The sequence below is a fragment of the Leptotrichia sp. HMT-225 genome (genome assembly GCF_030644325.1).
In the GTDB taxonomy this organism is placed as follows: domain Bacteria; phylum Fusobacteriota; class Fusobacteriia; order Fusobacteriales; family Leptotrichiaceae; genus Leptotrichia; species Leptotrichia massiliensis.
Genome location: NZ_CP130323.1, coordinates 1,033,749 through 1,045,593, shown reverse-complemented (window position 1 = coordinate 1,045,593; position 11,845 = coordinate 1,033,749). Strand labels below are relative to the sequence as shown.

At 29.3% G+C, this 11,845-nt stretch carries 15 protein-coding genes; all 15 read right to left on the bottom strand.

Annotation, left to right across the window (positions count from 1 at the left end; translation table 11 throughout):
* Nucleotides 1-24 precede the first annotated feature (24 nt).
* Nucleotides 25-264, bottom strand: a complete 240-nt coding sequence (locus QU666_RS05180; protein WP_021744870.1) for a VirB3 family type IV secretion system protein — start codon at nt 262-264, stop codon at nt 25-27.
* Nucleotides 264-1,253, bottom strand: a complete 990-nt coding sequence (locus QU666_RS05175; RefSeq protein ID WP_021769924.1) for an ATPase, T2SS/T4P/T4SS family — start codon at nt 1,251-1,253, stop codon at nt 264-266. The genes QU666_RS05180 and QU666_RS05175 overlap by 1 nt, the downstream gene beginning before the upstream one ends.
* The gene (locus tag QU666_RS05170; RefSeq protein ID WP_021769925.1) at nt 1,250-1,549 is read right to left on the bottom strand and encodes a hypothetical protein; all 300 of its coding nucleotides are present in this window, start codon (nt 1,547-1,549) and stop codon (nt 1,250-1,252) included. Before QU666_RS05170 ends, QU666_RS05175 begins: the two co-directional genes overlap by 4 nt.
* Nucleotides 1,550-1,557: 8 nt before the next feature.
* The gene (locus tag QU666_RS05165) at nt 1,558-3,594 is read right to left on the bottom strand and encodes a type IV secretory system conjugative DNA transfer family protein (protein ID WP_021769926.1); all 2,037 of its coding nucleotides are present in this window, start codon (nt 3,592-3,594) and stop codon (nt 1,558-1,560) included.
* Nucleotides 3,595-3,596: 2 nt separating this feature from the next.
* Entirely contained in the window at nt 3,597-4,928 is a 1,332-nt protein-coding gene (locus QU666_RS05160; RefSeq protein ID WP_021769927.1) for a TrbI/VirB10 family protein, read from the bottom strand.
* Nucleotides 4,929-4,944: 16 nt separating this feature from the next.
* On the bottom strand, nt 4,945-5,769 hold the full coding sequence (locus QU666_RS05155) for a TrbG/VirB9 family P-type conjugative transfer protein (protein WP_021769928.1): 825 nt from the start codon (nt 5,767-5,769) through the stop codon (nt 4,945-4,947).
* A gap of 17 nt (nt 5,770-5,786) precedes the next feature.
* Nucleotides 5,787-6,494 (bottom strand): type IV secretion system protein, encoded by a 708-nt coding sequence (locus QU666_RS05150; RefSeq protein WP_021769929.1) that lies wholly within the window; start codon nt 6,492-6,494, stop codon nt 5,787-5,789.
* A 2-nt stretch (nt 6,495-6,496) separates the two neighbouring features.
* Nucleotides 6,497-6,862 carry a hypothetical protein gene (locus QU666_RS05145; protein ID WP_021769930.1) on the bottom strand — a complete coding sequence of 122 codons (366 nt, stop codon included), beginning with the start codon at nt 6,860-6,862 and terminating at the stop codon, nt 6,497-6,499.
* A 660-nt stretch (nt 6,863-7,522) separates the two neighbouring features.
* Nucleotides 7,523-7,765: a hypothetical protein gene (locus QU666_RS05140; protein ID WP_036071617.1), complete on the bottom strand. Its 243-nt coding sequence runs from the start codon at nt 7,763-7,765 to the stop codon at nt 7,523-7,525.
* A 63-nt stretch (nt 7,766-7,828) separates the two neighbouring features.
* On the bottom strand, nt 7,829-9,694 hold the full coding sequence (locus QU666_RS05135; protein ID WP_021769932.1) for a MobA/MobL family protein: 1,866 nt from the start codon (nt 9,692-9,694) through the stop codon (nt 7,829-7,831).
* Nucleotides 9,695-9,696: 2 nt separating this feature from the next.
* The gene (locus QU666_RS05130) at nt 9,697-10,101 is read right to left on the bottom strand and encodes a hypothetical protein (protein WP_036071620.1); all 405 of its coding nucleotides are present in this window, start codon (nt 10,099-10,101) and stop codon (nt 9,697-9,699) included.
* Nucleotides 10,102-10,221: 120 nt separating this feature from the next.
* Nucleotides 10,222-10,740, bottom strand: a complete 519-nt coding sequence (locus QU666_RS05125) for a hypothetical protein (protein ID WP_021769935.1) — start codon at nt 10,738-10,740, stop codon at nt 10,222-10,224.
* 83 nt (nt 10,741-10,823) lie between these two features.
* Nucleotides 10,824-10,985 carry a hypothetical protein gene (locus tag QU666_RS05120; RefSeq protein ID WP_021769936.1) on the bottom strand — a complete coding sequence of 54 codons (162 nt, stop codon included), beginning with the start codon at nt 10,983-10,985 and terminating at the stop codon, nt 10,824-10,826.
* A gap of 149 nt (nt 10,986-11,134) precedes the next feature.
* Complete coding sequence (locus QU666_RS05115; protein ID WP_021769937.1) at nt 11,135-11,392, bottom strand: hypothetical protein; 258 nt, start codon at nt 11,390-11,392, stop codon at nt 11,135-11,137.
* A 118-nt stretch (nt 11,393-11,510) separates the two neighbouring features.
* Nucleotides 11,511-11,795 carry a hypothetical protein gene (locus QU666_RS05110; RefSeq protein WP_021768783.1) on the bottom strand — a complete coding sequence of 95 codons (285 nt, stop codon included), beginning with the start codon at nt 11,793-11,795 and terminating at the stop codon, nt 11,511-11,513.
* Between the last annotated feature and the right edge of the window lie 50 nt (nt 11,796-11,845).

Sequence of the window (11,845 nt, the reverse complement as noted above, 5' to 3'; positions counted from 1 at the left end):
TTCGCTTCTATTTTTAATATTCGCTTAAGGATTTAAATATCTTTCAGTCTTGTAATGCTCTATTATCAGTTCCAATGTCATCGGATCCTTTACTGACATAACTGCACATAGAATATATATTGCCCCTGCCGGTATAAAAATTACCCAGTGCCTGAATATTAAAAATATGATTCCTGTTAATAATACTAGCGATATAAAAACCTTATATGGCAACCCCATTACCATCTTCACATCCAGCAAAGATTTATACACTTTTAATTTCATTATCCTATCTCCTCAATTTCATATTCCTTTGTCTTTTTGTTAAAGCCATTCACTTTGATTATCTTATTCACTTTTCTTACAGTTTTACCATTTTCAGTCGTTCTTATGATATTTACAATTACGTCTACGGAACGCCCTATAAGTGGCTGTCTTGGATTCCTGTCAACTTCCGTTAACAGCTCTTCCAGTCTTTCCAAAGTTTCTTCTGCACCATCCGAATGGACTGTTGTAAATCCTCCACTATGTCCAGTATTCCAGTTTTTAAGTATCTCCTCAGCTTCTTCTCCATATCTAAGCTCTCCCTGAATAATTCTGTCTGGCCTGTGTCTAAGTGCATCCTTTGATAATTCCAGTGTAGAAACATCCTCAGTTACAAAAACTCTTAACACGTTTTCCTTATTGCAAATAATTTCCTCAACTTCTTCAATAATGTATATTCTTTCAACAGTATTCCTGATTCTGTCCACTTCCTTTAAATAATCCACAAGAGCATTAGTAAATGTTGTCTTTCCTGTACCAGTTCCGCCCGATACAACTATATTCTTTTTATTTAAAATGGCTTCTGTAAGAAAATTTTTCTGAAATTCTGTAATTGAACCCATTGCTAAATAATCATCGAGTGTAAATATTTTTTTAGGCTTTTTCCTTATTGTAAATACTGGAATCCCTTTAGTAATTCCTTTTGCGGCTCCTTGAAATCTGTCAGAATTTGGCAAGTTTCCAGAAAGTCTTGGATTTTTTTCAGAAATTATCTTTGAGTTATATGAAGCAAGCACCTGAATAATTTTGTATCCTTCCATTTCATTCAGGTATGTATTTGTCTTATACATTCCCCTTTCATATGATTCCACCCATACATACCCATCAGGATTTAGCATTATTTCCGTAATGTCGTCATCTTCCATATATTCCTTCAATGCTGACAGCCTTTCATTTACAAAGTCTATTTGTGCCTGCTTCTGAAGTTCATATTTTTCACTTTCCGTCATAATATTTCTGCCAGTTCCTTCATTTTTTTAGGAATTTCATCATTGCTTGGACTTTCAATTATGATTTTTAAAAGTTTGTTTCCGACACCAGATTTTTCTAAAATCTCTTTTAAAATGTCTGCATTTTCCTGTTCAACCTTTTCAATTTCCTTTTGGGAATCAGCCATTATTTTATCCAGTTTGGCAATCTTTTCTTTATTTCTTTTTATTCTTTCAGTATAATTTTTTTCTCTAGCTTTTCTCTTTTTCTTTACTATTTCATCTGAACCATTTATTGTCTCTTCAATATTTTCCATATATCTCCCTATCCTATTTTTTCTGATTTATACTTTTTTCTTACCTTTTCAATAATTTTTTCATATTTTATATCATCATAAAAATCTTCCTCTTTCATCTTAAATGTATGCTTGTATTCATACATTCCCTTCATTGCTTCAAATATTACATATCCGTCCTTAAAGAATACTGGCTGGTGCTGTGTCCTTTTTAGCAGTTCAGGATATTCGTAGTAATAGAGCTTATCTAATAATAAAGGTTTTTTATATCCTGTAATTACAACTGCCTTTCTGTCAGGCAGCAGTCTTGTTTCTGAAGGACTTAATAAATCCTTTCCCTGCTCTGAAACGTTTCCTCCCCCTTTTAGCCCAATATTTCTACTTTTTACCCTGATTGTTTCTTTGCCGAGTGTCTTTGAAATATAGTCAGGTGCAGCTTCATCGTTTGGCCTACCAAATATTTGAATCTGACATCCATTTAACACCTCTTTCCCCTGTTTATCGTATGTCGAATTTAATTGATCAAGCCCTTGAAATATTCCAACCATCTTTATTCCAAATCCTGCATAGTACCCAAGCCCTTTTACAAGAGCCTTCATCTTGCCATAAGCATTTAGTTCATCCATTAAAAATATTATGTTAAAATTTTTCTTGCTTAAACTTTCCATTAATAAATTTGTCAGCTGAATATACATTATCCGTACTAACGGAGCTAACAAATCTATATCTTTTGGTTTTATTACAAAGTATAAATCTACAGGATTATCACCATTAACTAAGTCCATTGCCCTAAAATCAGACTTTTCTATATTTTTTACAACTGAAGGAATTTCAAATACCTGTAATTTAGTCTTTGCCGTTGAAGTAATAGACTTGAACGTATTTTCTCCTGTATTTTGCAATAAATATCCGAACTGTTTTGCAACAAAGGGGTGCAATCCTTTGTTTAATGCTTTAATTGATTCTTCATCAGTATATATTTTTCTAAGCCTTTCAATTGTTTTTTCCTTCAGAATAAAATCTTTTGACATTTCATCTTCGTATTCATCTTCTTCCATAGGCTTTCCAAGATATTTTGCAAACATTCTATACAAAGAATTTTCAGTATTAGTAATTATTGATATTACATCGTTTAGTGAAACTCTAACATCCGTTATATCAGGATCTTCTTCAGGACGGCTGCTTACTTCCCTGTAATGAACATAACCAGCTAAAGTGGAAATTGTATCTTTTGCACTGTCTCCCCAGAACGGATCCTTGCTTTCATCTTCCCCAACAATCATTGTTCCAATTATTCTGCAATCTTCAATCTCGTAATTTGTTCCATACCGTACTTCCGATAAAAAGTTATAACTGTTTGAAAGTTCACTCATTGGCTCAAATTTTAATATTTTATGTTTCAATATTTTTGCTCTGTACCAGCTTGTAAGTTCGTAATTTTCCTTCTTTATGTCAGAAATAAAGGTTGATATTCTTTTCAGTCCTGCTATAAGGCTTGGAATAATATATCCCACACCTTTTCCTCCTCTTGTTGGCAAGAACAGGGCAATATGTATCATTGACGTATCATAGAGTAATTTTAATTTCCCTGATAAAGTTTTTACATATCCAATAACAAAACCATTTTCATTGCCGCTTAAAAAATCTACATCTGACGGCTTTTTCTTATCTTTCTTCAAATCATCATATGTTCCAAATTCAGCATCTCCGTGTGATTTCAGTTTCTTTTTTTTCCAGTACGGCATTGTTAAAATAATTAACGAGCTAACAGATATAAAACACATACCCAAGCGAAATTGCGAAGTTAATTTAGGAGTCTTTTCCATTACTATTTGCCAATTTTCAGATGGAAAATACATATACTGGTTCTTTTTACCAATAATTACAGGTTTTATTAATCTACGTATTTTTGCAAAAGTAGTATAATTATTAACTTTTTCCAGTTCTTCCATATAGTTTGTTGATACTATCATTAAACCTGTTATATTTACTGAAATAAACATTATTATTGCAAAAATCCATTTTACAGGCTTCGTATTTCTGAGCGGCTTATATTTCTTGTCCATAATTATTTCCTATATGGAGATAAAATTATATCCTTGCTTACAAAGATATTAAATTTTTTACCTCTTTTTATCTCAATTGTAGGCTGTCTATTCAAATCCTTTTCAACCATTCTTTCCCCAATGCTTCTAATATTCTGTGCCGCATCTGAAGCTCCTGTACCAATATTCACTCTTGACCTGCTTCCAGCTTCAATATTTACATCAAGACTTTCAAGCGAGCCTGAAGCCATATTTATGGCAGAAGATAACAGCACACTTCTCATAAATTTCCAGAAATGGTTGTTGGTTTTTCCTTTTAAGCCAGCATTCCCGAATAAATCCACTCCCTGCATATTGTCAAGCACAAGAGTTGATCCGTTTGGAAATACCAGTCTTTGCCATATCAACAAAACCCTGTTCTGTCCATACGTTATACTGCTGTCATATTTTCCAACTATTTTTGTACCCATAGGAATTAAAATATACTTTCCAGTACGGTAGTCATAAACATTTTCTCTAACCTGAGCAATCACATCTCCCGGCAAATCAGAGTTGATTGCCGTTACAAGAACAGCTGGAATAAAGCTCCCTGTCTTTAACTCATATTTTCCTATTGCAGGATTTTTTAAATTAGTCGAATAGAAGCTGTCCTGCTTTTGCTTCAGGAATAAGGACTTTGACTTTTGTTTATTCTGATCTGTATCATTTTCATTTTGCTGTTGTACAATCTGAGGAACTTGTTGCTGTTCCTGATACTGTTCTGTCGTTTGTGGAGTCTGTGTTGAAACTCCCTTATCAAACCCTATCGCAGACTTTCTCCATTCCTTGCTTTTTTCTTCAGAGACTGGTGAACTATTGGAATTTTTATCTTCTGAAATATCTGAAAACGATGATGAACTTGAACCATAATTTGAATCAAGATTGTCGTTATTGTATTCTGAACCTAGCTGAGAATCATATTGTGATAAGTTAGGCGTTCCAGTTCCATCAGTCGTCGTATTTATATTTGCCACTCCATCCTGCGTTACACCTTCAGGAGTTTGAGTATTTTGATTTTGAGTATTTACTGCATCCTTTATATCCAGTCCTGTTCCAGTTGATATTGATTCCATTTTTTCTTGTTCCTTCGGCTTCTCATTCTTTTTAGCCTGATTTGCAAAATATATGCTTACAAAAATTAAAGCCGAAATTATGCAGACTAGGATAGCAACTTTTTTCTTATCAAAAAATTCTTCTATTTTTATCTTTGAATTTTTTATCGTTCCTGTCCCCTCATCCTCAAGTGATATTTCCTCTTCCTTCTGTTCCGTAAAATCATCTTCAGAAGTTTCAAAATAGTCATTTTTATCTATCAATTAAGACACCTCCTTTCTATTTTTTCTGGTTATATATTTTTAAGGTATTTTTTCCAAGCGTCATATATATTTCTTTCACAACACTGTTAATCATTACATTACGTCCTTCAATTTTTGTATTAACTAAGGATAATTGGTTATCCAAACCTTTTACATAAAAAGCTGGCATTTCCTGCAAATTTGACTTTAATACTATGAATGTCTTTTCTCCGTTGTCAAACACTTGAACTGGAGAAAGTTTTGAGTTCTTGTTCCACGAATATCTGTAATTCAGTTTCATTAAGTCCGTTGTACCAATACTTTCCGTATTAGCCTCATATTCATCCATTAATATTTTTCTCTCATTTGGATATTGCCATTCAACTAAAGGATTGTATTCTCCATTTGTGGATTCAATGTTAATAAAGTAACTATGCTTGTCTGTAACTATATTTATGTTAGTTTTTATATCTTCTTCAAGCGGCTTTATGTATATGTATGTTCTGTTCTCTTTTCCACCTGTCGCCTCTTCAATCATCCAACGTTCTGTATCTCCACCAGCCTTAAATACCACTTTTTCGTTTGGAGCAAACTTTAAAGTCGTTAAATAGTCTGGCTTGGAATAAACTTCATATATGCTGTTTTCCGCATAATTAAATATAACGGCTGTCTTTTTGATTGCATCCTTTTTTCCACTTAATATTCCGTCATCGTCAAATATTTTCTGACTATTCTTTACTACGTCTACTGTAATATTATCTTTTGCATTTCCATCATTTGCAAAAACATTAACCGACATCAATATCAAAAGCAGCATTGATAATATTTTTCTATTAAATTTTTTTAACTTGTTCTTTGTCATACATCTCCCTCATTTTTCTAATTATTTTCTCTTGAAATTGTAAAATCCTTTATTATTATCCCTAATGGATTTTTAGCCACTAGTTCCTCATTTTTTTCATTTACATATTCCACAGTAAATACTCCAAGATAACTTGTATCCTGCATTTCCATCCCTGTTTCAGAAAACTGCTTTTCCTTCCATCTGACTTGATAAGTATTTGAAGTATTTGTAAGTTTATTCGCTGAAACTATATTTACATTCGTTGTAATTTTATCTGCAAGCATTTGTATTGTTCCTGTTTCCTGAATCATCGCATCCAATTTTTTTTGCGAATTTTGTGTTAAGAAAAAAGCATTTTCCTTTAACTTGTTATCGTAATATGTCGTGTCCTTTGGAAGAGTTCTTACATCCAAAATGAATTTTGATATGAAATATTTTGTTTCCTTCTCCCCAACTTTTACATTGGATTTTGTCAACACATTTACTTCCATTGGAGCTCCTGTCGTTTTATCAACCTGAACAAGAAATACTTTTATATTCGTTCTCAAAACAAAGAATATTAATGCTAAAATTAATATATGGTTGATAACTATGCTTATTCCTAATCCCTTTTTTAACTTTGCATTCGTTTCTGCAAGTTCAAACAAAGTTTCAGCCCTTTTTTCAAAACTTGTCTTTTCTCTTTTGACATCAGTCCTTAATTTAAAAATATCCCTTTTTCTATTTATTCTTTTTAAATCCAAGCCTATACTCCTTCCAAAAGAGCTGTATCAATCATAGTTCCACCAAGTCCTTTTACTATATCCTCTGAACCAAAAATAAGTGCAAGTGCCAAAGCCACTCCTATTAACAGAGTTATTATTGCTGTCATATTCGGATCGGTCAACATCTTGAATACTCCAAATCCTATGCACCCAATAGCCCCAAGTGAAAAAACTATTTTCAGTCCATTATTCATATTTGCAAGAAAAGTTACAAGCGTTGCAAATATTCCTGCATTTCCGCTTGTAGTTGCCTGACTTATCACAGTTGTTACCAAAAACAAAATCATTAGACACAGCAATTGAAATTTTTTATCTAACAATATATTTTTAAGTTTTATTTTTTTCATTATTTATCGTCCTCTCTTATACAAAAAAAGAGCCCGTACAAAATTTCAGAAATGTTTTTTCCAATAATTCTGCACTCAGGCTTCTATATTTAGTTTTATGTATTTGTTTTTTATCACAATATTCTAGTTAAGGACTTCTAATGTTTAAGTCTAATTTCATATTTTCACCTCGCTTTTGAATAAAAAAAAGAGCCTATACAAAATCTTAGAAATGTTTTTTCCAATAATCCCGCATTTAGGCTCTCTATATTTAATTTTATACTACTTTATTTTATTCTTCTTTTAAAATGAGTTTAAGGAAAAGTCCTGTATCCTGCCTATACACCTCCTAAAACTAGGCTCTCATTTTTTACGCTGTTTTATTCTTGTGCTAATATTACCTCAATTTTTTCAAAAAGTCAAGCCCTTTTTTGAAAATTTTTCCCCATAAACTTTCCCAAATTTTTCTAAATTTTGGAAAGCACGTTTACCAGTTTCTCAAATTTAAAAATTTTTAGAAACTTACCGTGATTTTTTTGCCACAAAAAATTGTGAAAAAATGGCTTTTGTTTACACTCAAAAACTCACTTCGTTCGTGTTTAATTTCTAAGAAATTAATAATATTTATATCTTCAAAAACTTATTTTCACAAAAAAGGACAGCTTTTTACTGCCCTTAAATTCATTTATATTTACTCTCATTAACAGTTTTTACAAAAGTTTTTATCAGGTATAATACAAGCCAACCTTTTACTAAAAATCCCATAGTAACCTTTCTAGAAGGATTAAATAACCTATATATTAAAAAAATTAATGTTAAATCTATTGCAATTTTAAAAATTGAATACATCAGTATAACAACTCCTATCATAGATTTTATTATATCTTGAGGTTCTGGCATTGGATTTCTTGGATCCTTTATCATATCAATCACTTCCATTCATTCTTTACTTTAAGTATACCACAAAAATTTTTAAATATATAAATTTTATCTTTCCAACTCGTCTAAAACTTCTATATCTTCCATTCTAAAATTACCACTTATACCTCCTAAATTTTTATCATAATTTGCACCATTTAAACTGTTACTTTTCTTTTTCCTGTTCCATTTTTTTATACTTACTTGTCGTTTTTCAGACAATCTTTTTTTCTTATCCAACACTTTTATGGCTTCTATATTCTTGATAATTTTTTTAACTTTTTCCCTTTCCTGAACTTTAGAATTGCCATTTTTTAAAAGTTCATCTTGTAATTTTTTTTGAATTTTTATTTCAATATTTTCTTTTCTTGCCTCACAATCCTCCTTTATTTTTACTTCTCTTTTCAACCAGTCCAAGTAATATTTTTGCTCACTTATATCCAAATTTTTGTTAAGTTCTTTTTGCAATCCTTCTATTTTAATTTTACTTTCTGCAATATTTTTCTCCAATTTTGAAAATTCATAATTTGAATATTTATCTTTTATCAAAGTTTCCTGACTGACTATTTCCTCATTTTTATTTAACTCCTTTATCAAGTTTTTAAGTTCTCTTTCAATTTTATTTATCTCTTTTAGTCCATCTTTTTCATAAATAAATTGCAAATGATTTATATTATACAGTCCATTTTTTTCATCATTATATTTAATATTTTTCTCTTTTAAATTTTCATATATCGTGTCTTTTTCATCTTCAAAATTTGAAATTTTCCTTAAATATTTTTCCCTAATATTTTCAACTCTTTTATCAAAAATATACTTCTTTTTCCAGTTATTCTGAATTTCATTTCTTAAACTTTCTAAATTTTTTAAATTCTTTTCTTTTGTAATTTTTAAATATTTTATTCTATTTTTATCTTTTGTATTTTTTAGTTCCTTGTCAATTTTTTTGTTCTCATTCAGAAATTTATAGTACTTTTTATCCGTCATCAAGTTGTACACAGTATTCTCAATTTTATCTTTTGACATCTTCTTCTTTATATCTCTTACACTCTCTTCTAACCCCCTCAGTCTTTCCAAATTTTCTAAATCTCCTATTTTATCTCTTTTTAAATCTTCATACTCCCTTTCTAGTTTTTTCAATTTTTCAAGCAGTTTTTTCATTAAATCTGTTCCAGCTTTTAAAATTCTGCTTTTAATAAATATTCTCTTCTTAACTTTTTCCTTATCACTTAATTCACTTTCTTTTCTGTATAAAATCTTTCCATCAATATTTATTGCTTTACGATTTAACTCATAAACTTTCTTATAGTCATTATTATTTTCTGCATCCCTTTTCTGATCCTTTAATGATTTTGCACTTACTTTCTCAAGTCCTTTCTTTTCAAGTTCAAAATTTAAAAATGTTTCCCATTCTTTCCTTATACTTTTTAATGTACTTCTTTCTCTCCATTTTTTATCCTTTTCCCATCCGCCTTTTTCTATATTTTTAGAATTATATCTCTTAAAATATTTATCCTTATCTCTTTTAATATCATCTATTTTTCTTTCAAAAAACACTATATGCACGTGTGGTTGCATATCCCCATCAAAACTTTTTGGATTGTGCATTGCATAGTTATACACATATTCTTTTCCAAAAAGATTTTTACAAAAATTATCCACCATCTTTTTATTTTCTTCAGGAGTAAACTCTCTCGGTAATGAAATTTCAAGTTCCCTGTACAGATTAGAATTTTTTCTTTCATAAGTTTCTGCACATTTCCAAAAGTCTTTAATATCGCCAAACTCTTCTGGAAGATTCCTTACTTCCTTAAAAAGTAAATCCTCTTTTTTACCATATTTTTCATCTCTGTTTATATAATCCAAATGTGCAGTAGGCGGAATATATTTACTACCTCTTTTACTTTTTTTCATTCTAAGATAAAATATTGCCACAATTATGCCTCCGTATTATTTTTTATAATCACGTATTTTATATATTTATCATTTATGAAAAAATTTCTATCTAATAAAATATCACAATCTTTAAAGTTTATATCAGTATCCGAAATATTTTCAATTTTATACATCCATATTTCATCATTTCTATACAGCTTCATATTATATTTTCCTATTTTATTATCACTTACCTTTATCATTTTCATAATTTTTACAAACTTTTCTTCACTTATATATTCCTTTATTTTTACATCATTTATTTGATTGTTTACTATTAATCCCACATTTCTCTTAAAAATATCTATTGTTTCATTTATCCTTTTTTTAGGTAAAGTCTTGTAAAAAAAACATATATGCTCTTTTCCTGTCGTTGTCCTTAATAATCTTATATCATATATTTTCATATATCCCTCCCAAATTATTTTTAAATATCTAAACATTCCTTTTTCTCTTTCACTTTTTTAATCTTCTCATAATTACAAAAACTAACCATAACATACATTACGATTAGTTTAGATTTTATTTTATTCTGATATACATTTTTTTGATTCAAAAATTCTTTTTAATTGCTCAAAATCATATTCACCATACTTTTCATTTTCCACTTCTAAAGTAATAACATTCCCTCCCCTCAAAAATAATTCTATTTTAGTATCATACATTCCTCTTGCTCCTCGATACATCATCAATTTTAATCCTTTCCTTAACTCTCCAATTCGCCTTATCCCTATTAACTCACTAGAAGCGATTATAAAATCTTTTAAATATATATTTCCATTTGTATATTTCACTCTTTCTTTTCTTAATTTTCCAGAAAAGTCAAATCCAGCTTCTGTTACAAATTTCTCATAATTTTTGTGCATTTCACTAAGCGATTTATATTTTTCCTGAATTACTTCTCCTGTAATTAATTTTATATTTAACTTAAATATTTTAAACGAAAACGGATTTCTTTCAATTTTTTCAATATCATTTACATCTATTATTCTATCATTAATTTTAATTTGTGTTTTATTATTTAATGTATTATTTATTATATTCATATATCATCATCCTTGTATATAATTTTGAATTTTCTCACGTGTGAGAAAACCGCTGTCTACTCTTTTTTTCTATTATTCCCTTCCTACTTTAATTTTTCCATTTTATCATCTCCCATTTTCATTTTTTCTTCAATATCATTAATATTCAATGTTCCTAATCCCAACGTTCTTAACCCTGTTCCGATTACTACGTATCGCTTTTTATTATTGATTGTAACTTCTGTTATATTTTTTGATTTTTTCATTTTATTTTACCTCAAATCTTTTATTTTCTTTTTTTCTTTTTGTTCACCCCAAGTTATCAGTGACATAATAAATATAAAAAGACCTAAAAGACTAATAATTACTATAAAAGACATATTTTTACCTATCCTTTCCTATATTTTTTTAACTTTCACAATTTATCCCAAAATCTTTTATTCATTTCTTCATCAGATACTCCATAAACTTTTTGAATAATTTTTATAAAAATGAAAATCATTATAGCAACTGTCAAATATATGGTAACTATGATAATTGTTGGTAAAAAAGTTTCAATCCAAGTAATTTTTAAATAATTATTTTTCGATATAATTAAAATTACCTGAATTAGTAAATAGACACTGTTTGAAGTATTAAATATTTTTTTATTTTTCTCTTCATTTGTTATCACTTCCTTTCATTTTTTATTTTTCTCTTCATTTGTTATCACTTCCTTTCATTTTTTATTATTGTCTTTCAACTTTTAATTTTCTCACACGTGGGAAAAACTATACTTTTGATAACTATATTTATTTACAATATTCTCCAATTGCATAATTCCCCAATTTATCTTCATCAACTTTATAAATATTTTTATTCTCAAGAACAACATAAAAATTTTCGCCGTCATTTTGACTATATATTTTCATAACTTTATTTGTTCTGCATATATCTAAGATTTCCTGCTGTCGTTTTTCCTGAACATCTTGGCTATTTTCCTTCCTTCTTCTTAATCCAGCCATTTGAAATGATATTACAACAAAAACAACTATAGATAGCCCTGATATTATTGAAATTCTAATATTTTTTTTCATTATTCCTCCCAAATTTTATTCTTCTTTTTTCACATTTCTTCTAAAATTTT